Origin of the sequence: Streptomyces sp. NPDC048337, assembly GCF_043201175.1 — a bacterium.
GTDB lineage: Bacteria > Actinomycetota > Actinomycetes > Streptomycetales > Streptomycetaceae > Streptomyces.
The window spans coordinates 585,145-607,646 of record NZ_JBICYR010000001.1; the positions used below are offsets into that span (position 1 = coordinate 585,145).

Below are 22,502 nucleotides of genomic sequence, written 5' to 3' on the forward strand. Positions count from 1 at the left end.
AGCCCAACACCAACCTGACCAAGCCCTAATAGTGCTGTGACCGGGATGGTTCACCGGCTCATCAGCCGTTCGCATAGCCTGCGTCTATGCCCGAATCCGAGAACGTCTTTGACTGGTTGCAGAGCTGGTACAGCTCACAGTGCGATGGTGACTGGGAGCACGAGTGGGGTGTGGCGATCGAGACGCTCGACAACCCGGGCTGGAACGTCAAGGTTGATCTTGAGGAGACGGACCTCGCAGACCGGGAGTACCCCCGACAGCGGGTCATGCGGAGTGAGCATGACTGGGTGATGGCCTGGACATCTGAGAAGGCGTTCCATGCCGCCTGCGGGCCCGGCAATCTGACTGAGGCCCTCACGCTGTTCAGAGCCTGGGCGACTGTGAGTGTCGTGACTGGCGAATCCGTCACGCCGTGAGAGCGGGGCGGCTGCCCCAGCGGATGCCTTTCTCGCTGCGGATGCTGGCGCGTTCGCGTCGTTGGGCAGCCAGGACATCGGGGTGACGGGCGTTCTTGTTCCGCCAGCGCAGGTAGGCGTGCAGAGCCCGGGTCTGGACGGTGTGGTTGGGGTGGTTCGAGTTCGCGAGGGTGAACTGCCGCAGGGGTCCAAAGTGGGCCTCGATGGGGTTGGCCCAGGAGGCGTAGGTCGGGGTGAAGCACAGCTCGACCTTGTTCTTGGCCGCCCATTGCTTCATCCGTCCGTTCGTGTGGGCGGAGAGGTTGTCGAGGATCACGTAGATCGGGGCTCCGTCCGGACGGGCGGCCCGGATCGACCGCAGGCCGGCCCAGGTGTGGTCGATGCCCTTGCGGCGCCGGTTGATCCCCCACATCTGGTCGTCGCCTACGGAGTAGCAGCCGTGGAAGTAGGTGATCCCGTGGGTGCGGCGGTAGGTGGCCGGCAGCCGGTCGGGGCGGCTCTGTTTGGCCCAGCAGGAGCCGGCGGTGGGGCGGATGCCGAGCGGTCCGAATTCGTCGAACGCGAAGGTGCGGTCGGGACGCTCGTTGATCGCGTACTCGATACGGGCGAGCCTGGCGTCGAAGTCCGGATCCGGGGACTCCTTCCAGGTCTTGGTGCGCTGGAAGGAGATCCCGCGGCGGGCCAGTAAGCAGCGCATGGCCTCCCGGCCGATCCGGACGGGCCGGGCTATGTTCCTGCGCAGGTGATCGGCCAGCTTACGGATCGACCAGCGGGTGAAGGGCTTGCCGAGCTTGGTCGGGCGGGTGGTGGCCGTCACCACGACGAAGTCCTCGTCGTCACGGTTGAGCAGGCGGGGACGGCCTCCCGCCCACTGAGGGTCCAGACATGCGAGCCCGATCTCGTTGAACTTGTGGATCACGTCACGCACGGTGTCCTCGTCCGCCTGCACCAGCCGCGCGATCACCGGGACCGTGCTGCCGCCGGACGAGGCCAGCAGCAGTATCGCCCGCCGGAACCGCACCGAGCTGGTACTGCCCCGCCGCACGACCTGTTGCAGCCTCTGCCCCTCTTCCTCAGACAGTCGGGTCTGCCGCACTATCGGGTGACATCTGATCTGGCTTGCCCTGTAGGGCAAGTGGGAAGGATGTCGCTGTGCCCAAGCCCTATCCGGAAGAGTTCCGCCAGGACGTCGTGCGGGTCGCGAGGAACCGCGGCCCGGGTGTGACAGTCGAGCAGGTCGCCACCGACTTCGGGGTCCATCCGATGACGCTGTGGAAGTGGATGCGCCGGGCGGACATCGACGACGGGGCCAAGCCCGGGACCACCAGCCAGGAGCACGCGGAACTTCGGGAGGCGCGTCGGAGGATCAAGTTGCTAGAGCAGGAGAACGAGGTCCTGCGTCGGGCCGCGGCCTATCTGTCGCAGGCGCATCTGCCGGGAAAAGGATCTACCCGCTCGTGAAGGAGCTGGCCGCGGACGGGACGCCCGTCTCGGTGAGTGCCGGGTGCTGAAGCTCGCCAGGCAGCCGTACTACCGCTGGCTCGACAAGCCGGTGCCCGACGCCGCCCTCGCTGAGGCGTATCGCGCGAACGCGCTCTTCGACGCCCACCGCGAGGACCCGGAGTTCGGCTACCGGTTCCTGGCCGACGAAGCACGCGGCAGCGGGGCGGCGATGGCCGACCGCACCGCCTGGCGGATCTGCCGGGACAACCGCTGGTGGAGCGTGTTCGGCAAGAAACGCGGCCGCGGCGGCAAGGCCGGACCGCCGGTCCACGACGATCTCGTGAGCCGCAACTTCACCGCGGCCGGCCCGAACCGGTTGTGGCTCGCCGACATCACCGAACATGCCACCAGCGACGGGAAGCTGTACCTCTGCGCGATCAAGGACGTGTTCAGCAACAGGATCGTGGGCTACTCCATCGACGCTCGGATGAAGTCCCGCCTGGCCGTGACCGCCCTGGACAACGCCGTGGCACGGCGCGAACACGTCGACGGATGCATCCTGCACACCGATCGCGGATCGCAATTTCGATCAAGGAAGTTCGTCCGGGCGCTCGACCGCCACCGCATGGCCGGATCGATAGGGAGAGTCGGGGCAGCCGGCGACAACGCGGCCATGGAGTCCTTCTTCAGCCTGCTGCAGAAGAACGTCCTCGACCGCCGACGCTGGATCACCCGAGAGGAACTGCGGATCGCCATCGTGACGTGGATTGAGCGGACCTACCACCGACGTCGTCGCCAAGCCGCACTCGGCCGCCTGACCCCCGTCGAATACGAGACCGTCATGACCACACCGGCCCTCCAGGCGGCGTGACTGAACCTGTCACCCGAACCTGCACCAAACCCTTTCGGTGAGTGAGGGGTTGGGTGGCGGGGCGAGGCGGCGTGAGCGGCTGACGTCGGCACCGCGTGGGCGGCGGGTGAATCTGTCGTTCAACGATGCGGAGCTGGAGGTCGTGAAGGCGGCGGCGCGGGAGGGGATGTCGCCCGCGTCGTGGGCGGGACGGCAGGTGATGGCTGTGGCGCAGGAGGTCCTGGTGCCGGTCTCCAGGGACGCGGGGGATGTGCTGCGCGAGCTGGTGGCGGCGCGGGTGCATCTGCGGGAGATGGTCGCGGCCGTCCGCGCCCTGACGCCTGCGGGCCCGTCCGCTGCCGGCCTTCCAGATACGGCCGCGGAGGTGTTGGAGGAGGCGCTGCGGGTGGTGGCCCGGGTGGATGTCGCCGGTCAGTGAATGTGAGCAGTTGTCCGGCTTCTGACCTGGGGTTGTCCAGTTTGATTGAGTGGTTCAGCGACTGTGTTGGCTCACTGATTCTGCGCAGGCTTGGAACGTTCCGGTCGTCTGGCCTGCGGGGTTTCTGGCTCCGGGGGTTGCTGTGCAGGTGGGTTGAGCACTGCGCAGTTTCGCTGCTCCCCGGTATGTGGGGCGGGGGCTACGGGGTGGGGTTGGTGTCGAGCCAGGTGGTGGGGATGAGTTTTTCGCCGCCGCGCCAGTTGTAGCGGACGGAGTCTTGGTACCAGGGGTGTGGCAGGTCGGCGTGGTCGCTGACGATGATCTGGAACTTGGGGGCGAGTTCGGTGACGACTTGGTGCATGAGCTTGAAGAGGCCGGTGACGGTCACGCGGTCTTCGTCGAGGGCGAGGTCTTCCAGTCGTCCTCGTGCTTTGGCCATGTCGGAGGGGTAGTAGGGCTGGGTCGGTTGGTCGAGCATGAGGAAGCGGGGTACGGGCCGGCTGTTCGCGGTGAAGTACTGATGGAGGGCGAGATGGGCGGCAAGGTGGTAGCCGACATGGTTCTTGCCACTGCCGATGCGAAGCAGTTCGGTGATGCCGTTCGGGGTGTCGGTGACGACGGTGAGTTTCTTCAGGTTCAGGCGGACCAGGCCGTCGCCGTGCTCGAGTCTCAGGAATTTGGCGTGGCTGCTCATCTTGCCGCTGATGTAGCCGAGGATGTGGGTGAGTTTGTCGTCGATGGCTTCGCTGTCGAGCTGGGCTTCGAGTCCTTGGACGCGTTGCTGCGCAATGTCGACGTCTGCTTGCAGTCGCTGGAGGTGTCCACGGCCGGTTGTGGTGCTGATCTGGCCCAGGTAGGCGCTGATCCTGCCGCGGGTGTAGGCCTGGGCCTCGGCTTGCCCGAGGAGGCCGGCCTGCTCGGAGCGCTGTTCGACGATGACGCTGAGGGCGCCTTCGATGCCGCGGAGCTGTTCACGGAGACCCATGGCGGTCTGCTCGATCTCGCGCAGGGCCTGTTCGCGCCGTGGCTGGACTGCTTGGACCGCGTCGAGCTGGCTGCGGAGGTCTTCGAGCGTGGTGTGCATGTCGCCGATGGTGGGGTCGGGCTCAGCGAGCTCGTTTCCGCACAGGGGGCAGCTGTGCTCTCCGGGGAAGCCGTCGGGTACGAGGCTGAGTGCGGACAGGCGTGACATACCGCGGCTGACGGCCCCGCTATAGCCGGCGGCCTGGGACTCCAGGTCGTTCAGGAGCTGGCGCTCTTCTGCCAGGGAACGTAGCTGCCGGCGCAGAGCCGCGGACTGTTCGCCCAGGACAAGCTCCTGCCGACGCTGCTCTTCGTCTCCGTCGTGCCGCGTCGGCCGGAAGGAGGAGGCCTGCTGCAGTGCCTCGATGACGACGTCCCTGTCCGGGCTGATGAAGGCATCGTCGGCGAGGAGTCCGTGTACGCGGGCTTCGCCCAGGAGGGACTGCAGCTGTGATTCCACGTTCTGGTTTGCTTCTTGGGCGGCTTTGAGGCGGTTCTCCGCGCTGCGCAGGGCTCGTTTGGCCTGGAGGAGCTGCTGCTGGAGTGCTGCCTGGTCTTCCGGGACCGCGCCGAGGAAGTACGGGATCGTGGCCTTAAGGCTTTCGGGGATTTTGTTTTCGTTCTGGCGGTGGAACAGGATCCTCTTGGAGGCGACCTCGTCCTGGTTCTGCAGACAGAGCATGACGGCGTGACCGAGATTGGCGCTGAGAGGGGTGGCCAGGCTGCCGGCCGCAGGCTCACTGCGGGTGTCTCCGATGCCTATCCGGCGTCCGATCTGCTGGCGCAGCTGGGTGGAGTCGGTGTTGATGCGCAGGTCCGCCAGCTCCGGGACGCCAAGGTCGCTGCCGACCTCGAACATGGCGTTGGTGACGGACTTGGCCGTCGGGCCAGGTGCCGGCCGTGCGGCGAGTACGCGGGTGTCGGCCAGCTGCAGGATGACGGCGTACCAGGCGACGGTGGTGAAGATCGGGCTGACCGGGAGAGTGGCCTCGTCCCTGCCGAGGCAGTAGTCGACGATGTCGAGCAGTGCGCTTTTGCCTGTCTCGGAGGTGCCGGTGACGATGTTGAGTTCGCCAAGCCGGAAGTCCAGGACGCGCTTCTCGCCGCTCTTGCTGTAGAGGATGATCGACCGGATCTGCACCCGCTCAGGGTCTCACGCCCAACAGCGCAAATACGGTCGAAGGGTTTTCTGACTTGGCTGTCCAGCGGCCTATCAGCGAGGCGGCCTTGATGAGATCGGCAAGCTCACCTCCCGTACGGGACTGTGCCAGGGTGCCTTTGAGGCAGCCTTGTTCGATCGCGAGCATCCGGTGACGGAGGCCGAACCGCAGGCCTTCTCGTACTGCGGGTGCCAGGGAGGTGCCGCGTGGGGCGAGGCCGGCGACGAGCGCTGGGTGTTCTGCCACCCAGTTCGTCAGGTGGGTGCGCGTAGAGGTGGGCAGTGCCCGCCGTGTGGGCCGGTGAAGAACCAACGGGGCCAAGACGAAGGCCATGGGCCATGGCATCAGCCTGTCGGAGGCCTCCCGCTCGTAGTCGCGTGCCGCGGTGGCGGCAATGGCGGCTATGAGGGCGGGGTTGAGGAAGGCGGCGCTGGCCTGCGGCCTCCGCGTCCAGCTAGGCACGCGCGGCCCTGATCAGATTCTTCACCCGTTCCTCGAAGTCGGGGTGCCATCCGATCCGGCCGAGGTCGGCTAGCTCGTGGTGCTTGCCGCGGGAGAAGAACGCTTCGTCGTACGCCTCACGGATCCGGACGCGGGTCTGGTCCAAGGTCTTGCGTAGAAGTGCCCTGCCGGCCTGTTCCTGGGCACGGTCGCCCGCGTCGTCGCCCAGGTCGTCGAGCATCCACTCGAACTCCCGCTGCCACTCGTCGGAGAGGTCGTCTTCGAACCGGGCCAGCTCGTCGAGGTCGACGAGGTCGTCTTCGAGCCAGGCCACGGTCTGGGTGTAGGCACGGTAGTAGTCCACCATCGCCTTGTTCAGATGGCGGCCGGCACCTACCCACCGCAGCTGGTGGACGAAGGCCGCCTCCGAAAGCTCGGCCTCGGCCTCTGCCGGGAAGTCCTCACGTCCCACGAGCGTGGGCAGCCTGTCGGAGGTGTAGTCGTCCCGGATGCGGCTGATGCGCTGCATCACCCGGGTCACGGAGACGCTGGTGTGCCGCTTCTGCAGCATGTCCACGGTCTGTTCGTACCACCATGCCCACAGCTGCTTCATGAATGAGTCGCCATGCCCGTCGGGGAGTGCGGCTCTGAGCTTCACCCGCACTTGCGCGTCGAGGTCGTCGATGGACGGGGTGCCGTCGATGACCCGCATCCGCTGGACGAAGACGGCCCGCTGTGCGGGCTGGAGTTCCAAGAAAGCAGCCCGTGCGTCCGCGGTCCCTGCGGCCGTCGACTCCTCAGCCGCGGCGGTCAGCAGCTTCAGCGCCTCGGCGGACGCAGGAGCCGGCGCCTTGAGCGCGGCCATCGCTGTCCCTGGGCGCGCCTGCTGGGTGGTGACCAGAGTCAGTGCAGGGCCGTTCTCGTCGCCGGGGGCGTGGGTGTCCATCCATGACTTGATGGTCCGCCAGACGTCGTCGTCCTTGTCGCCGAGAGTTCGCACGCCGCGGATGTGATGCTTGACCTGCAGCAGGTCAATGGGCCGGCCGTCATGTTCCCACGCGACGTCGTCGTGGAGTTCCAGGCTGATCGCCCCGTCAGGCCGGTCCTCTTGTCCGCGCAGCAGTTCGAGCAGAGCGAACTGCGCCTGGAAGAGGTAGCCCAGGGCGGACGCCGATGCCTCATGTGCGGAGGACGCCATGCCCTCAGTCTCCCGATTCCGATGTTGGCCTGTCCAGAACACCACACTAATCGAACGTAGTTACGCACGTTAGATGTTGTCCTGTGCGGGCTCGAAGTGGCTTCTCCTGGGTGCTACCTGCCCCGGGATCCGTGGGGTTTTGTTCTTGGGTGGGGTGGTTGGTAGCCGAGCTTGGTGAGTTCTGTGGGGCCTGGGTTGTAGGGGTTGTGCCGGTAGGGCCACCGGCTTCGGGGGTAGGGGTGGCGGTCGGCTGTGTAGGTGATGCGGTTGCCGAAGTGGTCTGGGTAGAGGGCTGGGTTTTCGAGCCAGGGCCGGCCCAGGAGGGTGGCGATGGCGGTGTGGAGGGGGTGGGTGCGCCCGGGGCGTTCGAGGGCGTGGAGTGTGCGGGGGTGGTGGGTGAAGAACTGGGCGAGGGCGATGGTCTCGGGGTAGGTGATCGCTTCGCGGGCGAGGGCGTACCAGAGGCGGGGGCGTTTGTTGTTGCCGATGCGGCGGGCGCGTGCGGGCCAGATGCGTTCGTCGGCTGGTGCGTTGCGTCGCCAGGCCTCGGTGAGGTTCATGGCCTGGGTGAGGGCGTGGTCGGCGGCCGGTCCCCAGCGTCGGAGGAGGCGGATGTGGATGCGGTGGGCGGCGAGGATCTCGGGGGTCCGCGTGAGGTCGGCGTGCTCGACCGGGAGCCGGGTGCCGGTGAGGGTGTGGCGGCCGAGCATCCAGAGGTGGTGGCGTTGGCAGATGAGGTGGGTGTCTGGGAGGTACTGGGGGATGGGGTGGGTCTGGCCGGTGCGGGCGAGGGTGCAGCGGGGGCAGCCCGTGACGGCGTATGCGGAGGAGAGCCGGAGCCGGGCGCGGGCGGATTGGGGGTCGGGCTTGTCGCGGTAGCGGTTCCATGCGGGGAGCGCGTGGGCGAGGTGCTCGTCGGGGATGCCTGCGAAGTCGGCGATCAGTTGGCGGCTAGGGGCGTTGAGGTACAGCTCGATGCTCCGGTAAGGGCCGTGGGGTTTGGTGCATTCGGGGTGGAGGAGTGGCCCGGGGATGCCGATGCCGCGGAGTAGTTCTGCGGTGTCCATGTGATGGCGGCGGGCCAGGCGTTGAAGGTAGGAGACCGTGGTTTCCCACTGGATGGGGGCCAGGCGCAAGATGCTGGCGCGCGGGGCCTGGTGGTGGCGGCGCGGCATGTCAGCGCCGCTTGGCGGGCGGGGGCGTGTGTTCTGCGAGATGGTCGAGTTCGATGTCTTCGAGTAGTGCTTTGGTGATCTTCTCGGTGCCGTCGAGGATCGCTGCGATGGCTGCTTCCCGGATGAGTGCGGACAGGCTCCCGATCCGGCCTCCGGTGCGCAGGTGGAGGTAGGGCGCGTGACGGACCAGTGCACCTTCGCGGTGGGCGTTCAGGCGCAGGGCTTGGTCCATGCCGCGGATCAGCCCTTCCCAGGCGTTGCGTTGCGTGGTGCTGCCGTGCGCCAGGGGCGGGTTGCGCACCGTCTTGAACCGTCCGGCCAGCTGCGCGCCGCGGTTTCCTGTCAGGAGGGGGGACTCCTCGATGGCGACGCCGGCGTAGACGAAGGTCGCGGGGATGCGTTCGCTGAGGTGTTTCATCTGGTCGGAGGTTTCGGCGCCGCTGCGGGTGCGGGTGTTGAGCAGGTGGATGTCGTCGACGAGGACGAGCTGGGTCGCCAGGTCGCGCAGGGTGGCGCAGACGATGTCGGTGATGCGGGCCTGGTTCATGCGCTCGGTGATGGGCAGGTCGAGGTACCGGGCCAGTTCGGAGACCAGCATTTTGGGGGTCGCGGCGGGTGGTACGGACAGGAAGACCACCGGCAGGTGGTCACCGGGTGCGCCGCGGCGTGCTCGGTCGGCGAGGTGGAAGGACCGGCCGAGCTGCTGCAGGGTGGTGGCCTTTCCCGTGGTTGGTGGCCCGGAGATGAGCAGGCCGCGGCGGGCGGTGCCGTTGTGCCTGCGGTTGAGGATCATCAGCCGGCGCAGGGTGAGGGAGATCTTGGCCATGGTGGGGGTGGAGAGGATCACGAACCGGGAGTGGTAGTCCAGGCGGTCGTCGGCGCTCCAGGGGCCGGTGCCGGGCAGGCAGGGTGGGGCGGTGTCGACGAACTGCGTCCACTCGCGCCAGGTGGTGGGGGAGGCGTACGGATCGTCGTGCGTTTCGTGGCCGGTGGGAGTCACCATTGCTGTGCCTCCTGGTGGGCGTCGAAGATGCTCCAAGCCGTTGCCGACGTCAGGGAGTCGCCGATGTCAGGGGCGGCGCCGCAGTCCTCGTCGGCATCTGGGACCTGCCTGGTGGGGTTGCCCGGCGATTCCGTCTTCGTCTTCCGTCGCTTCGTGCGGTCCGCCTGCGTCTTGCGGCGTGAGTGTGGGGGCTGGCCGGTCGCGCTGGGCTCGCCGCTGGCACTGGCTGCTGCTCCCGGGGTGGTTTCGGCTGGGCGGGAGCCTGCGACGTCGCTGACGCCTTTGTCGGTGGTGTGTGCGCGGCGTAGGAGTTCGTCGAGGTGGCGGGCGAGCTGCTCTTCGTGTTCGGCCCGACCTTCACGCTGTTTGATCACGCTGAGGATGTGTCGCCAGGTGGTGTCGGTGAACGGCTTGGACACCAGTCCTTGGTGGATCCAGGGGACCGGTTCCCAGCCGTGGGGGAGTCTGACCCAGCATTGCCACGGCTCGTAGGGGTTGTGGTGGACCTCCCACTTGCCGTCGGTTGCGGTGGAGCGGTGTCGGTGTCCGTTGAGGACGCGTCCGTCGTAGGTGCGGTGCTCGAACCGGATGCCCTCGTCGCCGATCGCGCACCGCCTGGAGGGCAGCAGTTCGATCCAGTCGGCTGCGGCCAGGGGGACGGGCACGTGGCCGGCGATACCGACGAGCGCGGCCCACATCTCGTTGGGCGTGAGTGTCAGGCGGGGCATGAGGGGGTGCCGCAGGCGTTCGTGGCGGCGTTCCTGCCACCCGCAGACGACCCATTCGTCGAGGAGGTCCTGCAGCTGGGGCAACGTCCAGCACGCCTCGTCCTCCACGTTGCTGCCGCGCGCGTTGAGGCTGTTGCCGGTGTATCCGGCGACGTACTGCGCGAACAGCGTGCCGATCGCTCCGAACCCCCGCTCTACCTGTCCTTTCGCGTGCCCGGACGCGGGTGGGCACGGCTGGACCGAGATCCCGAGGTGTTCGGCGGCGGCGAGGAAGCAGCGGGAGACGAACACCTTGCCCTGGTCGATGACCACGGTCGTCGGCCGGATCACGGGCCGGGCGGCCGCGCCCTGCATGCGGCCGTCGATGGAGGCGAGCCGCTCGTGGGGGATGACGGAGGCGGCCATGGACAGGTACTGGGGCCAGTTCGGCCGCATCTGCTGCGGCACGAGCGTCTGCGCGAGGAGCACGGCAGCATCGACCGCCTTGGTGCCCTTGGGGCGTAGGACGGCCGCGGTGATGCTGCGGGTGGCCACGTCCACCGCCATCGTCAGCTCGGGCCGGCGCGCCTGTCCGTCCTCGCACACGACCATCACGTCCAGCAGGGTGCTGTCCATCATCACCAGCTCACCGGGCGCCATCGCGTGCGTCGGTGTGAACACCGGCACGGGCCGAGAGGCCCTGCGCCGCTCCCCGGCTGCGGTCAGTGCGAGGCCCTGCTGCTCGGCGACGGCCCGCACCAGCCGGTTGAATGTGGAGGGCGGGGGCACTGCCACGCCCTCGGGGCCGTGGGCGTCCTGCAGCAGCCAGGCCACCTGCCTCCGCAGCCGGCTCAGCGTCCCACTCGACCGCCCTCGCTGCTCTGTCAGCGCCCCGGTGATCGCGGCGACCACCCGTGGATCGGCCTGGCCGAACACCGACCGCTCCCGCTTCCTGCGGCCGTCTACGAGCCCCCACACTCCTTCCTCGCGGTAGCGGGCCCGCATCCTGCGCACCGTGGCCACACTGACCGCCTGGCCGGCCGCGGTCAGCTCGGCGGCCTTGGCCGCCTCCCGCTCGGCGAGCGAGTGCACGACCGGGTCGTACCCGGGCCGCGGAGGCCAGTCCTGGCGAGGGCCGATGTGCCCGGTCTCGACTTCCAGGATGTGCCGCTCCCAGGCCAGGGCTTTGTCCCGGACTTCGGGGCCGAGCCCGTCCAGCGGGCCGTGGGCAGGGATCCGCCGGCGTGCGGGGCGGGGGTGGTCCACGACGTCGAAGTCCGGAGCTTGGAGGACTTGCGTGAGCAGCAGCACCTGCACACCGGCGTCTTCCTCTGCGAGCAGCCGGCAACGCGGCCCGTCGAGGCCGGCTAGGACGTGGACCTGGTCCTCGAACCGGATCCGGTCGCCGACCTTGACGACGTCCACCGTCCGCTTCACCGTCCTGCTCCCAGCCGCCGGCCTGCGCCGGCGGTCACGAGGGTTTCCTCGTTCAGGGGACGATCCCAGTCCATGGCCAGCAGGCCGTGCCACAGCTGGTGGTAGACGGCCGGGAGCGTCGCGATCGGGTCCCCGAGCCGGAGCGCGCCCCCGCCCAGCGCGGTGGGCTGGGGGAATGCCCGACGTATCCGGGCAGGGGAGATCCCGACCGCACATCGGGGATGCCGGTAGCCCGACAGCCACCGTGCGTTGGCCGTGACCACAGGGTCCGCGGCCACCGCGAACCGGTGCTCCCAGCCTGCTTCCCGAGCACACGCTTCGACTACCTGGGCCCGGTCTGCGAGCCGCCTGGAAGCGCCGCTGCGCCCGGGGCAGTCCACAAGGTGAGTCGCGCCGTCGGCCAGAGCCACGGCCAGGTCAGGGGCGTGGGTGACAAGCCTTCCGTGTTCTTCCCACACGAACTCCACGGGTCGGCAGGCGATGCCTACGACTTGCGGATCCCGGTCGAGGAGCATGACAGCGTCCCGCATCGCAGCGCTGCCGTATCCGATCAGAAGGCCGGTGGTCGCGGACCACCACCATCCGGGAGCCAGCAGCCGTCCGCGCCGTACGGGGAAGCCGCGTACGGCCGGGTAGTCCAAGGGCCGGAGCTCCCCAGCCGTGGTCCGCCAAGGCAGCTGGGCCATACCTCCGTCGAGTCCGACGAATCGGACGCTCACATGACGTGGATGCACCCCGCCCCCTCTGCTGGTCCAAGGCGAGGCCGCGGGCAGAGCGGCCTTCCCTTTCAGTGGAGAACGGGCTGACCTATCTGAGCAATGCGCAGGTACGAGGCGTCACACGATGCGGTGAAGAACTGCCGGAGCGCCCCGAAGTCTCCTTCAAGGTCTGCTAAGTCTCTGCCGTCGGCGTGCGCCTGTCGGGGACGGTGCGCCGCCACCGAACCACGGGGGCTGGACTGTGCAGGTTGGTTGAGTGCTGCGCAGTTTCGGTGAGCCGCGACATCACCGCAACGCAGGGACCGCAGCCCACTTTGGCCGGATTCCTGAGTCTATCCGGGTAGCAGAATGAAGCAGTCGCAGCACGGGCCTGCGGCCTCTCTGGGACCCGGACGCCGTCGAGGACGACGAAGACGAGGAGTGACGGGCGGCGCACCCGACCTGTCGGGCCGTTTGCTGTCCAAGCAGAGGCCCCGCGCAGATGCCCGGGGCCGAGAAGAGAAGAGGAAGCCGTCCTGTCAGGTCAGGACGAGGCACCCCTGCCGCTCCAGCTTGCCGAGGAGCGGCAGGGAGGGATCGACGTTGTTCCAGCGCAGATCCAGCTTCGGGGTTGAGTAGTAGCGGTACAGCGGTTGGCGCTGAGAATGATCATGAATGGTGAGATGGCCGTGGAGGTCGGGAACATTCGTGTCAGATCGTGTGCTAAGTCTTCACCGGTCGTCTCTCTGCGAGTCTGTTGACCATGGTCTACCGCTATGAGCACACGCCGTCGGAGCCGCTGACTGTCGGCCGTCTCCTTCTTCTCCTCGCGGGGCTGGACGACTCGACGCAGATCGAGGTGGTGGTGCCCACCGGCCCGAGTACCGGGGTTGAGTAGTAGCGGTACAGCCATTAACGCTAAGCACTTGATCTTGAACGCTTAGCAGGTCAGGCGCACGGCCGTGGGGCCTTGGGCTGATCCGGGGCGGCGGACCTTCGCGGGCGGCTAGGGTCGCCGGGTCTACTTGTCGTACGAGAGGGATCGCGCGATGCCTGAGCGGATCTGGCACCCCATCAGCAAGCTGGAGTTCTTCATCGACCACACCCGGCGCTGGGCGGTCGACGTACGAGAGAACCTGGAGACGCTGGAGGAGGCCCGCACCAAGCCGCACGTCCTTGCCGATGCCGACGTGGCGCGGATCAAGCGGGTCTACACCGAGCAGGCCGGCGACCTGACCCTGTTCGAGGAGCAGGCGGCCAAGTGGCGCCAGCTGACGGACCTCAGCCCGTCGCGGCGAGCGAAGCTCAAGTCCCTGGACGAGCAGCTTGCCGGGCTGCGGGAGTTGAACGAGAAGGTGCTCGTCCTCGCCGACGAGCTGTCCCTGGGGACCATCGACACGGTGCTGGCGACTTCGGACGCGGAGTTGGGCCTGGCGGCGCTGCTCGGCCAGCAGCCGGGCGCGTAGATCGTCAGCGGTCGATGCTGGCCCGTACGGTGCGTACGAGGTCGGCGTCGTCGCGCATGACGGCGGGGACCGCGGCGTCGGCGCGGGCCTGGCCGTGGTCTTCACCGCAGGGGCAGACGCTCCACCCGTCCTTCTCGATCTTCTGCGCGACGCGGTCCAGGATCTGCGCGGTCTCGTCCAGCACGGCGGCCGGGACGGGCGCGCGGTCGCTGTCCAGCTCCGCGATGGCAGAGCCGATCTCACAGATCAGGTCGATGGCGTGCTGCGCGGTGCGCGAGTCTCCGTTGGTGGTGGCGTACTTGGCGGCCTGGGCCAGGGCCATCAGGGGGCGTCCGGTGACGCACCGGTCGGTGGGCACCGTGCGGTCGTCCAGACGGAAGGGCCGGATGCCGTGGGCTCCTTCGGCGCCGTCGGTGGACTCGGCGCCTGCCTTGGCGATCTGGTCGGCGATCACCGAGGGGTCGATGTAGCGCAGGGCAGAGCGGGGCTGGATGTCCATGCGCTCGGCAACCGTGTTTACCGCGTGGGCAAGCACGTTGCGTACCCCGATGGGCACGACGTCCAGGCCGCGGGTGAGTAGTTCGGCCTCGGTCTGCGCGAGGAGGGCCTTGAAGCCCTGGGTATTCCTGATGTCTGCCACGGCGTCGAGCCTACGGCCCGGGGCTGATCGGTCGGGCCCGCCTTGGGGAGCGCACGCCGTGGACGCGGTCTGTGTCCCGGTAGTTCTCGCAGAAAAAGCAACGCTAAGCGGCTACGTACCAGCTCAGGGGCCTGGTTACGGCGGAGGACCCCGGTGATCGCATCGCCGGGGTCCTCCGCCGTACTGCGTTGCTCGGTCAGCGGCGGGGGCGCCAGCGGGTGAAGATGCACTCGCTGTCTTCGACGCCGACGCTGAAGGGCAGGGCGATGCGGTCGAGGGAAACGGCCTCGCCGGGGGCGTGGACGGTGTAGCCGCACCGGGTGTAGAAGGCGCCCAGGTCGCGATAGGTCTCGTACGAGCCGTACAGCAGGAAGTAGTCGAGCTGCTGGTAGACCTGCCAGGCCCGTTTCATCAGCACGTCGGCGATGCCCTGGCCGCGGGCCTCCTCGGCGACGGCCAGGCCGTGGACCTTGGCGATGAACAGGCTCAGGGCCAGGGCTCTGTCTCCGGGGTAGCCGGTGTCCATCGCTTTGCCGATGATGGTGGCCGGGGCGGTGACGGACAAGACGCCGAGCGGCCGGTCCTGGCCGTCGGCGGCGACCAGGGTGAGGCTGGTGCTGCTCATCGACTCGCCCGACGTGTGCCCAGCCGTCTTGTGCGCGAAGCTCTGCTGGAAGGTCTTGCGGGTGCCGTCCAGGCCGTCGAGCAGCGCGGCGCCCTCCGTCCCGTCCTCGATCGCGGAGCGCAGGGTCGGGATGAGCCGTACTCCGGCGGCATCCAGCAGCGTGTTCGCGGCCTCTGCGTCGTTGGCCCGCGCCCGCCGGATTCGGGTGCCTGCGGGCCCTTGCCAGCCATCGCGGAGCCGGTCGGCGGACAGGGGTGCGGCTTGCCTGGCCTTCGCCTTCTTCGTCGTGTTCCGGCCCATGTCAGACGTCGATGTCCACGAGCGGCGGGAGGTCCCGTAGGGCTGCGGGCAGTTCGGTGATGCCGCGCTGGAGATACCAGCCGCGGGCCCAGCGCAGGATGGCCGCACGGCCGAGCCGCCACTCGTCGCAGAACTGCGAGAGGAAGTCGGTGCAGAAGTCCTCGCGGAGGGCGACGAGGGTGTCGTCCTGCGGCCACTCGCTCATGGACAGGCCGGCCTTCTCCGGGGTGCCGAGGTCGAGGGCGTCGGCGAGGACGGCCGCGGCGGTGCGGCTGGCTCCGCCGCCGTTGTAGCCCCATCCGAAGCCGCCGAGCTCGTCCTCGTCCTTGGCCTTGAGTTCGCGCAGCACGGTGACGTTCTCACGCTGGGTGGGGCCGTCCTCGGGCTTTTCGACCAGGAGCCGGGCGGGCTGCCACTCGTCCTCGTCGCCGCCAACTCCCTGGATGCCGTGGTACGTGCGGTCCTCGTAGGCCATCGCCGTGTCCCCTCCCATTGATCGTCTTGCCGGACGCTCCCCACCCTGCCCGACCCCGGCGTGCGCCGACAGGGCGCGAACGGTCAGTCCTTGGGCGGAAAGAGCGCCAGCAGCCTCTCGCGCTGGTTGGCGCCGAGGCCCTGGACGCGGCGGCTCTCGGAGATGCCGAGGTCGGCGAGGAGCTGGCCGGCGCGGACGGCGCCGATGCCGGGGAGCGATTCGAGGACACGGCGCACGCGAATCTTGCCGACCACGGTGTCCTGACGGGCGAGCAAGTCCGTGAGCGGCAGGGTTCCCGCCTTCAGTGCGGCCATCAGGTCGCCGCGTTCCTTGCGGACGACCTTCGCCTTTTCCAGTGCTTCGGCCCTCTGGGATGGGGTCAACGGAGGAAGCGCCATGAGGAACGGTCCTTTCACAAAGGTGGTCGGGAAGACCATCCTGCCTCTGCCGTCGCGGCGCTGACCAGCAAGTTTACGAGGTTTCCACAGGTGAGGGCCCCTCAGCGGCGGCGAGGGACGGACGAGGTCGGGGGATGTCGTCGCCCGGGAGGGCGGCGAAGTCGGCGTGGGCCGCCTCGACGGCTTCGGGGTACGCCTGGCGCTTCTCGTGCTCGGCGAGCGCCCGGTAGATGCTGGCCAGGGAAGGGTTCTGGCCCTTGCGCTTGCCGGTGGCGATCCACAGGTCGGGGCGGATCTGCTCGACGGACTCCCCGAGCGCTTTGCGGCGGAGCACGGTGTGGAGCATGTCGTCGGTGATGACCTGGGGCCGCCCGCCGTGCTTGCCCTTGCGGGCCGCGGCGTCGAGCCCTTCCAGCGTCGACTCGCGGATGTTCTCCCGCTCGGTCTCAGCCATCGCCGCGAAGAACGCGAACAGCAGCCTGCCGTGCCCGCTCGGGTCGTACGTCCCCGCCAGGGGCCCGGCGAGCATCTCCAGGACCAGGCCGTGGGCGGCCAGGTGGTCGGCGAGCGCGGTCAGTTCGGCGGCGTCGCGGCCCAGCCGCTTCATCTCGTACACCGTGAAGATGACCCGGCAGTGCGGGGCGTGGGCCTTGATCTCGCGGGCGGCGGCGAGCGCGGCCTCGAACTGCGGGCGCACCCGCACTCGGGTGCTGATCTTCTCGCTGAAGATCTTGTCTCGGGGGATGCCGCGCCCGGTGAGCGCGTCGAGCTGCGACTGGAGCTCCTGGGTCAGCGTCGAGCATCTCGCGTATCCGATGCGGATGTCCGCGCTCGGGGTGTCGTCGGTGATCGGCGCCGGCGGCGGGGTGCCGGGTCGCCACGGCTGTCCCGGGCCCCGGTCGGCCGGGGTCGGCACCCTCAGCCGCTTGGCGAGGCGAGGCACCTTCTTGAACCGGCCGGTGTGGTAGATCCCGGCGACCGCGCCGCCGCGCGAGCGGCACGGCGATCCGGGCTCGGCCGCGCAGCGGGGGCAGGGGTGGCGCTCGACATCGTCCGCGTCGGCCGGGGAAGGCTCTTGAGGGTCCGTCATGCCTCCGGATCTTGTCACAAACAATTCTCAGAAGGGGGCAGATCGCCGATTTGTGTGAGAACGGGTTCTGAGAACCGATCCGGGATCAACGGCGGCTCGGCAGCCCGTTTCCGATCTCGCTCCGAGAAAGGAACGTTTGTGAGAGTCTCCGGAGCCCGGATCGGTGATCGAGCCGACATATGTGGCTGGGGGCCTCGCCCGCACGCCATGCCGGAGTCGAGCGCAATGTGCTGCGCCCATCTGACTGAATCACCACATGAAGGAACGATCCTGCATTCGCGTGACGAATATCCGCGCCGGACTGCGGGGAACGTACCTTCGCTATTCAGCTACCGCGACAGACACCTGGTAGCTGCCCCCCCCGCGTGCAGAATGAGGTGCTGAAGACTCCATGCCCACTGCCTTCGGAAAAGTCAACCGCCCGGATGCCAACACGATCAAGGCCACGTTCCCTATGAACGGCAAGGTCGTTTCTTTCACCGCATCAGTCAACCCTGCCATGGAGGATTTTGAGAGTGGGGCAACCCTTACCTACTCCGACATGGACGAGCTGGTCGGCACCCACAGCTACTCAGGCGCGGTGGGCAAAGGCACCATCAAGCTCAACCTCGACAACGGGCCCGCACTGGCAGGACCGCTCAATAGTCCTAGTCTCGACAAGGTGTACTCGGTCAGCGGCCGCGGCAGCTGGCAGCATGTCCACTGAGAGCGCTGAAGGCTGTCTCGTGACCCTTGACTGACCGGGGCTACTCCGCCTCGTCACCGGAGTCAGCTCGCCTTCCCCACGGGCCGGGTGCGTCCTCCCGATTTGGTGGAGGGCCAGTCTGGCACACACCCTGGTCGCGAGCTCGAACTGGGGCGGCACCGACCTGTCCGGCGGACAGTGGCAGCGCATCGCGGTCGCTCGCGCGTTCTACAGGGACGCCGCCATGCTGATGCTCGACGAGCCCACGTCCGCGATGGACCCGCGCGCCGAACACCTCGTGATCAGCAGGTTCAAGGAACTCGCCGCGGGCAAGGCCGCCATCTTCGTCACCCACAACCTGGAGAACGCACGGATCGCCGACCGCATCATCGTCCTCGACGGCGGCCAGGTCCGGGAAACCGGGACATGGCAGGAGCTGATGGACCTCGGCGGACTGCTCGCCGAGCTCTACAAGCTGGCCCAGGACCGGTGATCACCAACCGGATGCCGCCCGACTCGGCGGCGCCCCGGTTCAATCCTCCGCGCTGCCGAGCCTGAAGTTCACTGGTCGGCATCCTCTTCCTCGTCCTCGGGGATCGGGGCGTTCGGGTCACGCAGTGGACGCAGCACCCCGCCGGCCGGGGTGGAGGAGGTAAAGCTGTAGCGCCCAAGGACATTCAGGTTCTTGTGCTTGAGCGGGGACAGCCGGGCGATGTCCTCGTCGCTGATCTCGTGTCCCTCGGCGCGGAGCTGGGCGACGGCGGCGTCAATATAGCGTGTCGTCCACAGGACAACTGCGTTCAAAACCAGGCCAAGCGACCCTAGTTGATCTTCCATGCCGTCGCGGTACGCCTGGTGGATGTGGCCCTTCTTGCCGTGGCAGATGTCCCGGGCGAGGGTGTGGCGGGACTCCTGGACGGACAGCTGCTTGCCCATCTGGCGCCGGTAAGTGTCATCGACCGGGTCGACGACCTGGAGCAGGTGCAAGGTCTTGGCGATCCGGCCATACTCGGCGAACGCCTGCCCCAGCGGGGTCGGCTTGCTCGCGCTGCCGAACATTCGCAGCAGGTCATAAGCGCGGACCTGATTGGTGACCAGCGAGCCAGCGACCCGGAGCATGTCCTCCCAGTGCGGGATCACCTTGTTCAGGTTGACCTTGTTCTTCGCCAGGTCTTCCAGAGCTCCGTACGGGCCGGTCTCGACGCCGTCCATCTCGGCTCTCCAGAACCGCTGGTCGTCCAGGTCGCGAAAGCGCGGGGAGAAGTTGTAGCCCAGGATCTTGAACAGGCCGAAGACCATGTCGGAGTAGGAGGCGTTGTCGGTGGCGACCATCTCCGGCTTCACCCCGCCGTCGAGGTTCAGCAGGGCGTCCAGGATGTGCAGGGAGTCGCGCGGGGTACCCGGGACGACCATCTGCCCGATGCCCGCGACCTGGTCGTTTACTGCGTTGAGCCAGGTAATACCGCGCTTGAATCCGAAGTACTTCGGGTTGGGGGCGGAGTTGATGGTGCGGACCGGAACCGTAAACCGCAGCCCGTCCACGGAGGCGAGCAGCCCATTGCCCCAGAACTGCACGATGGGGATGTCGGCCTGGGCGGCGATCAGTGTGGCGTTGGCCGCCGCGATGGTGTCGGCGCGCAGGTAGTACTGGTCGACGTGGGAGAGCCGCGCGCGGGTCAGGGCCTCCTGCGCGGGGTTGATGACCGGGGTGAGCCCGATGTTGCAGCTCTCACTCACCAAGAGCGCCACCACCGACGTCGCGAGGTCCTTCATGCGGGTCTTGCCGTCGCCCAGGTGCACGAACGCGTCCAGGAAGCCGGTCCAGGAGTGCACCTCGAACAAGAGGTCCGGCAGGTCGACCTTGGGCAGCATCCGCTCCACCCGCCGGCGCAGCCAGCGTAGCGACTTCGGCTCGCCCAGCGCCCCGAGCTTGTCAATGTTCAGCTTCGCTCGGCCGCCGCCCTCGGGGATCTCGACAGAGACCTTGGCTTGATCGCCTGCTTCTTCGAGGCGGTCGGCCATCTGCTTCCACGCCGCGTCCAGGACGCGCACCAGGTCGGTGAGGTGCTCCTCGACGGGCATCTCCAGACTCAGGCCCGCCAGGACGTCATCGCGTACGGCGAACCAGGGCTTGCCGTCCAGCAGCTTCGCGCGCGGGTTGGAGTCGCGGTGCGAAGGGGAGGCGAAGATGTTGCGGCCCGTCAAAGCGCGGTACAGCTGCTCCAGCACGCACACCACATACGCGTTGCGGTCGACCGCCCCCTGCGGCAAGTCCTTGTTCGCGTAGACCGCCTTGCGCCAGTGCGGCGGCACCACCTTGTCGTCGACCTCCCGCTTGAGCAGCGGCTTCTCATCCACCCGGCGCCTCGACAGCGCGGGCAGCCGCCGAACCGCGGCCAAGACGCGCTCACCGGCCGGGGCCGCGCCGAGCATCCTCGTGTCGCCGAGCAGCGACAGGAACGGCCGCACGGTGTTGTAGCGGCCACTCAGGGCCTCCCGCATGGCCGCCTCGGCGCCGCCGTCGCCGTCGGGGACCAGACTCGCCACGAGCGAGGCCGCGCTGGATATCTGGGCGCGCGGCGCGACTTCCTCCACAGCCCGCCACAGCGCGGCCACGTCCACATCGGCGCCACTCTCCTCGACCAGTTCCAGCTCCTCGATGAGCACCTTCGCCGCGAGCGCCAGCGTGCGCGATGCCTTCTCCAGCTGCGGCAGCGTGGACATCCGTTCCTTGTCCGTCTTCCGCCTCGCCGCACTGATCAGGCGAGTGGCCATCAGCACGGTGAACAGGTCCAACGCGTCGTCGATCGCCTTGGCCTCCAGATGCCGCATCACCGCCGTGAGCATCGCAGTGCGCCTCGGATCGCTCGCCCGCTCCAGCGTCTGGGCCTTCGACCCCAGCCCGTACCGAGCCAGCGCCGCCAGCCGATTCGGAGGCAGCTGGTCCAGCTTCAGGCGGCCCAGCCGGTACACCGCGATCTCGTCCACCCGCTGCAACGCCCGCTTCATCGCCGTACCCGTCGTCCGCGTCGGCGGCCGGCGCAACTCCTCCAGATACGAAAACCGCTTCCCCTCCGGCACCTGAAGCAGCCCCACCAAGTCTGCGGGCAGCGACTTGTCCGCCCGGAACGTCGCCTTGGCGACCGTCGCGTACAGCCGCTTGTCCGAGATCTCACGCACCTCCGACAGCTGCCGCGCGAGCACCGACACCCCGGGCAACAGCACCCGGTTCTTCCGCAGCCAGCCCACCGCGTGATCGAACAGGGCCTTCGGCCCCTCGGCGTGCGCGGTCCAGGCCCGCCCGTGCAGGAACGAACGGAACTTCCGGCCCCACTCCGGGTCGTCGTACTCGTGGTACTCGTAGGTGTCCCGGATCTCCCACGCGTGGTCGTACGCGGTCTTCGGCCGCTCCGTGTACTTCTTGGCGCAGCCCGCGTCCTCGATGCCGAGCTGCTCGGCCAGGTGCTCGATCACCGACCACGGCACAGCCAGCGGATCATCCGGCAGGAACCGACCGATATAGCGCACTGTGCACATCTGCAGTGCGAAGCCCAGCTGATGTGACTGGCTACGCCGCAGCGCGATCAGGTCGCGGTCCCCGTCGTCGAGGTAAAAGAACCGCTCCAGCTGCGGCCTCGTCGGCTCCTCGGCGAACTTCCCGTACGCCTCGGCCTGCTCATCACTCAAGAACTCCACCGGCATACCGGGGACGTAACCACCAGCCCATCCGCAGCCGTGGGCCTTTTCTCGAACATCCACACCAGATGGATCACTTGTGCTAAAAGATCACCACGGGCCGACCATGATCGATCTCAGCGCCAACCGCTGTACCACTACTACTCAACCCCGAGCTTCTCCAGAGATGGCAGCAGGGTGAGCCAGTCGGGCAGTCGGCCGAGGCTGTTGCTTCGCAGGTCGATCTGACGCAGTCGAGGGAGACCGGCGAGCGACTCCGGCACCTCGGTCAGTGAGTTCTCACGTAGGTCCAGGTGACGCAGTTCGTGCAGGTTGGCTGTTGACGACGGCAAGTGCTCGATCGCGTTTCCTCGGAGCCACAGCTCGCGCAGGCTGCGGAGCTGGCCGATGGTGTCGGGCAGGGTAGTGAGCCGGTTGTGCTGGGCTCTGAACTCGATGAGGCTGCTCATCCCGCCGATGGTCTCTGGCAGGGTAGTGAGCGGGTTCTCGCCGACGTTGAGGTAGCGCAAACGGGTCAGGTTTCCCAGAGAGTCGGGGAGGCGGGAAAGCTGGTTGTCGTGCAGGTAGAGGCAGTCACTGAGCTCGGTCAGCTTGCCGATTTCTTCGGGCACCGACGTCAGCGCGTTGTGGCCGAGGTCCAGGGTTTTCAGCCGGTGGAGATGCCCGATGTCCGACGGGAGGGCCGTGAGTCCGTTGTCCGCGAGGATCAGCACATCGAGCTCAGTCTTTAGCCAGACTGACTCGGGCACCTCTCCAAGCTCTTGACGCCACAAGTTCAGTGTGTTCCTCACGGCCATTTCCCCTTCGTCGGCAGTCTGGGCTCGATTCTCGTCCAGGACGTTCTGGGCGGCGGCGGGAAATCCAAGTCCGCCTGTCGGTAAATCCGCGTAGCGGGCCTTGGCCCTGGAGGCGGAGCCGGAAGGGCCGTGGTGGGGGAGCGGAGCGGACCCGCCCAACGGGCCGGAGGCCCGGGCCCCGTGAAACGGGGTCACCTCCCGCGCGGAGCGCGGGAGCTCTGAGGCCGGCGAAGCCGGCCCGCTCAGGTGGAGCGCAGCGGAGCCTGAGCCAGTCCGGAGCGAAGCGCAGGACCCCGGCCCGAAGGGCCGGCCATGGCTCGGAGCGAAGCGGAGAGCCGGG

The 22,502-nt window shown here is 68.0% G+C and carries 20 protein-coding genes and 1 pseudogene; 6 read left to right on the forward strand and 15 right to left on the reverse strand.

Annotation, left to right across the window (positions count from 1 at the left end; genetic code table 11):
• Positions 1–86 precede the first annotated feature (86 nt).
• A complete protein-coding gene (locus tag ACGFYU_RS02965; protein ID WP_393825433.1) occupies positions 87–416 on the forward strand; it encodes an immunity 53 family protein in 330 nt (109 codons plus the stop codon).
• On the opposite strand, the gene ACGFYU_RS02970 is transcribed toward ACGFYU_RS02965, so the two are convergent.
• Complete coding sequence (locus tag ACGFYU_RS02970) at positions 406–1,515, reverse strand: IS630 family transposase (RefSeq protein ID WP_393825471.1); 1,110 nt, start codon at positions 1,513–1,515, stop codon at positions 406–408. The two genes, ACGFYU_RS02965 and ACGFYU_RS02970, sit on opposite strands and share 11 nt — an antisense overlap.
• Before the next feature lie 53 nt (positions 1,516–1,568).
• Between ACGFYU_RS02970 and ACGFYU_RS02975 the strand changes: the two are divergent.
• Positions 1,569–2,730: pseudogene (locus tag ACGFYU_RS02975) on the forward strand (IS3 family transposase).
• Positions 2,731–2,836: 106 nt separating this feature from the next.
• A complete protein-coding gene (locus ACGFYU_RS02980; RefSeq protein ID WP_393825434.1) occupies positions 2,837–3,148 on the forward strand; it encodes a hypothetical protein in 312 nt (103 codons plus the stop codon).
• Positions 3,149–3,347: 199 nt separating this feature from the next.
• On the opposite strand, the gene ACGFYU_RS02985 is transcribed toward ACGFYU_RS02980, so the two are convergent.
• From ACGFYU_RS02985 to ACGFYU_RS03015, 7 genes are all read right to left on the reverse strand, one after another.
• Positions 3,348–5,312, reverse strand: a complete 1,965-nt coding sequence (locus ACGFYU_RS02985; RefSeq protein WP_393825435.1) for a DUF3732 domain-containing protein — start codon at positions 5,310–5,312, stop codon at positions 3,348–3,350.
• A 4-nt stretch (positions 5,313–5,316) separates the two neighbouring features.
• On the reverse strand, positions 5,317–5,793 hold the full coding sequence (locus ACGFYU_RS02990) for a three component ABC system middle component (RefSeq protein WP_393825436.1): 477 nt from the start codon (positions 5,791–5,793) through the stop codon (positions 5,317–5,319).
• Positions 5,786–6,970 (reverse strand): ABC-three component system protein, encoded by a 1,185-nt coding sequence (locus ACGFYU_RS02995; RefSeq protein WP_393825437.1) that lies wholly within the window; start codon positions 6,968–6,970, stop codon positions 5,786–5,788. The genes ACGFYU_RS02990 and ACGFYU_RS02995 overlap by 8 nt, the downstream gene beginning before the upstream one ends.
• 113 nt (positions 6,971–7,083) lie before the next feature.
• The gene (locus ACGFYU_RS03000; protein ID WP_393825438.1) at positions 7,084–8,145 is read right to left on the reverse strand and encodes a TniQ family protein; all 1,062 of its coding nucleotides are present in this window, start codon (positions 8,143–8,145) and stop codon (positions 7,084–7,086) included.
• A gap of 1 nt (position 8,146) precedes the next feature.
• Entirely contained in the window at positions 8,147–9,148 is a 1,002-nt protein-coding gene (locus ACGFYU_RS03005; protein WP_393825439.1) for a TniB family NTP-binding protein, read from the reverse strand.
• The gene (locus tag ACGFYU_RS03010; protein ID WP_393825440.1) at positions 9,142–11,292 is read right to left on the reverse strand and encodes a transposase; all 2,151 of its coding nucleotides are present in this window, start codon (positions 11,290–11,292) and stop codon (positions 9,142–9,144) included. Before ACGFYU_RS03010 ends, ACGFYU_RS03005 begins: the two co-directional genes overlap by 7 nt.
• Positions 11,289–11,978 carry a TnsA-like heteromeric transposase endonuclease subunit gene (locus ACGFYU_RS03015; RefSeq protein WP_393825441.1) on the reverse strand — a complete coding sequence of 230 codons (690 nt, stop codon included), beginning with the start codon at positions 11,976–11,978 and terminating at the stop codon, positions 11,289–11,291. The genes ACGFYU_RS03010 and ACGFYU_RS03015 overlap by 4 nt, the downstream gene beginning before the upstream one ends.
• Positions 11,979–13,039: 1,061 nt before the next feature.
• Between ACGFYU_RS03015 and ACGFYU_RS03020 the strand changes: the two genes are divergently transcribed.
• A complete protein-coding gene (locus tag ACGFYU_RS03020) occupies positions 13,040–13,456 on the forward strand; it encodes a hypothetical protein (RefSeq protein WP_393825442.1) in 417 nt (138 codons plus the stop codon).
• Between the two features lie 4 nt (positions 13,457–13,460).
• Here ACGFYU_RS03020 and ACGFYU_RS03025 read toward each other — a convergent pair whose 3' ends face one another.
• The 5 genes from ACGFYU_RS03025 to ACGFYU_RS03045 form a co-directional block, all read right to left on the reverse strand.
• Complete coding sequence (locus tag ACGFYU_RS03025; RefSeq protein WP_393825443.1) at positions 13,461–14,096, reverse strand: hypothetical protein; 636 nt, start codon at positions 14,094–14,096, stop codon at positions 13,461–13,463.
• Positions 14,097–14,292: 196 nt separating this feature from the next.
• Positions 14,293–15,021: a GNAT family N-acetyltransferase gene (locus ACGFYU_RS03030; protein WP_393825444.1), complete on the reverse strand. Its 729-nt coding sequence runs from the start codon at positions 15,019–15,021 to the stop codon at positions 14,293–14,295.
• Between the two features lies 1 nt (position 15,022).
• Entirely contained in the window at positions 15,023–15,496 is a 474-nt protein-coding gene (locus tag ACGFYU_RS03035; RefSeq protein ID WP_393825445.1) for a hypothetical protein, read from the reverse strand.
• An 83-nt stretch (positions 15,497–15,579) separates the two neighbouring features.
• Complete coding sequence (mihF, locus tag ACGFYU_RS03040) at positions 15,580–15,894, reverse strand: integration host factor, actinobacterial type (RefSeq protein WP_393825472.1); 315 nt, start codon at positions 15,892–15,894, stop codon at positions 15,580–15,582.
• 73 nt (positions 15,895–15,967) lie between these two features.
• Positions 15,968–16,984 (reverse strand): recombinase family protein, encoded by a 1,017-nt coding sequence (locus ACGFYU_RS03045; protein WP_393825446.1) that lies wholly within the window; start codon positions 16,982–16,984, stop codon positions 15,968–15,970.
• 391 nt (positions 16,985–17,375) lie between these two features.
• Between ACGFYU_RS03045 and ACGFYU_RS03050 the strand changes: the two genes are divergently transcribed.
• The gene (locus tag ACGFYU_RS03050; RefSeq protein WP_393825447.1) at positions 17,376–17,690 is read left to right on the forward strand and encodes a hypothetical protein; all 315 of its coding nucleotides are present in this window, start codon (positions 17,376–17,378) and stop codon (positions 17,688–17,690) included.
• A 163-nt stretch (positions 17,691–17,853) separates the two neighbouring features.
• Positions 17,854–18,162, forward strand: a complete 309-nt coding sequence (locus tag ACGFYU_RS03055; protein ID WP_393825473.1) for an ATP-binding cassette domain-containing protein — start codon at positions 17,854–17,856, stop codon at positions 18,160–18,162.
• 68 nt (positions 18,163–18,230) lie between these two features.
• Here the strand turns inward: ACGFYU_RS03055 and ACGFYU_RS03060 are convergent, their stop codons facing one another.
• Both ACGFYU_RS03060 and ACGFYU_RS03065 read right to left on the reverse strand, forming a co-directional pair.
• A complete protein-coding gene (locus ACGFYU_RS03060; protein ID WP_393825448.1) occupies positions 18,231–21,371 on the reverse strand; it encodes a Tn3 family transposase in 3,141 nt (1,046 codons plus the stop codon).
• Positions 21,372–21,505: 134 nt separating this feature from the next.
• A complete protein-coding gene (locus ACGFYU_RS03065) occupies positions 21,506–22,162 on the reverse strand; it encodes a leucine-rich repeat domain-containing protein (protein ID WP_393825449.1) in 657 nt (218 codons plus the stop codon).
• Positions 22,163–22,502 lie beyond the last annotated feature (340 nt).

Bases quoted from the DNA above. Each gene is read 5' to 3' on its own strand.
- ACGFYU_RS02965 (WP_393825433.1), top strand. From the start codon at position 87: ATGCCCGAATCCGAGAACGTCTTTGACTGGTTGCAGAGCTGGTACAGC.
- ACGFYU_RS03035 (WP_393825445.1), bottom strand. From the start codon at position 15,496: ATGGCCTACGAGGACCGCACGTACCACGGCATCCAGGGAGTTGGCGGC.
- mihF (WP_393825472.1), bottom strand. From the start codon at position 15,894: ATGGCGCTTCCTCCGTTGACCCCATCCCAGAGGGCCGAAGCACTGGAA.
- ACGFYU_RS03020 (WP_393825442.1), top strand. From the start codon at position 13,040: ATGCCTGAGCGGATCTGGCACCCCATCAGCAAGCTGGAGTTCTTCATC.
- ACGFYU_RS03065 (WP_393825449.1), bottom strand. From the start codon at position 22,162: ATGGCCGTGAGGAACACACTGAACTTGTGGCGTCAAGAGCTTGGAGAG.
- ACGFYU_RS03005 (WP_393825439.1), bottom strand. From the start codon at position 9,148: ATGGTGACTCCCACCGGCCACGAAACGCACGACGATCCGTACGCCTCC.
- ACGFYU_RS03045 (WP_393825446.1), bottom strand. From the start codon at position 16,984: ATGACGGACCCTCAAGAGCCTTCCCCGGCCGACGCGGACGATGTCGAG.
- ACGFYU_RS03000 (WP_393825438.1), bottom strand. From the start codon at position 8,145: ATGCCGCGCCGCCACCACCAGGCCCCGCGCGCCAGCATCTTGCGCCTG.
- ACGFYU_RS03015 (WP_393825441.1), bottom strand. From the start codon at position 11,978: ATGGCCCAGCTGCCTTGGCGGACCACGGCTGGGGAGCTCCGGCCCTTG.
- ACGFYU_RS03060 (WP_393825448.1), bottom strand. From the start codon at position 21,371: ATGCCGGTGGAGTTCTTGAGTGATGAGCAGGCCGAGGCGTACGGGAAG.
- ACGFYU_RS03030 (WP_393825444.1), bottom strand. From the start codon at position 15,021: ATGGGCCGGAACACGACGAAGAAGGCGAAGGCCAGGCAAGCCGCACCC.
- ACGFYU_RS02995 (WP_393825437.1), bottom strand. From the start codon at position 6,970: ATGGCGTCCTCCGCACATGAGGCATCGGCGTCCGCCCTGGGCTACCTC.
- ACGFYU_RS03050 (WP_393825447.1), top strand. From the start codon at position 17,376: ATGCCCACTGCCTTCGGAAAAGTCAACCGCCCGGATGCCAACACGATC.